This is a genomic window from Pseudomonas sp. TSO6 (assembly GCF_056098905.1).
In genome coordinates, this window is sequence record NZ_JBLZWV010000098.1 from 1 (window position 1) to 352 (window position 352).

At 54.5% G+C, this 352-nt stretch carries 2 tRNA genes and 1 rRNA gene; all 3 read left to right on the forward strand.

Annotation, left to right across the window (positions count from 1 at the left end):
• A 16S ribosomal RNA gene (locus ACN6NG_RS29950) occupies positions 1-77 on the forward strand; the annotation flags it as partial.
• Between the two features lie 87 nt (positions 78-164).
• Positions 165-241, forward strand: a tRNA-Ile gene (locus ACN6NG_RS29955).
• A 24-nt stretch (positions 242-265) separates the two neighbouring features.
• A tRNA-Ala gene (locus ACN6NG_RS29960) sits at positions 266-341 on the forward strand.
• Positions 342-352: the final 11 nt, after the last annotated feature.

Sequence of the window (352 nt, forward strand, 5' to 3'; positions counted from 1 at the left end):
CCACGGTGTGATTCATGACTGGGGTGAAGTCGTAACAAGGTAGCCGTAGGGGAACCTGCGGCTGGATCACCTCCTTAATCGACGACATCAGCCTGCTGATGAGCTCCCACACGAATTGCTTGATTCACTTGTATAAAGACGATGCTTCAACGCGACCCTGTTATAGGTCTGTAGCTCAGTTGGTTAGAGCGCACCCCTGATAAGGGTGAGGTCGGCAGTTCAAATCTGCCCAGACCTACCATTACATGGTTTAGCCGTAGAATACGGGGCCATAGCTCAGCTGGGAGAGCGCCTGCCTTGCACGCAGGAGGTCAGCGGTTCGATCCCGCTTGGCTCCACCACTTTCGCCGTA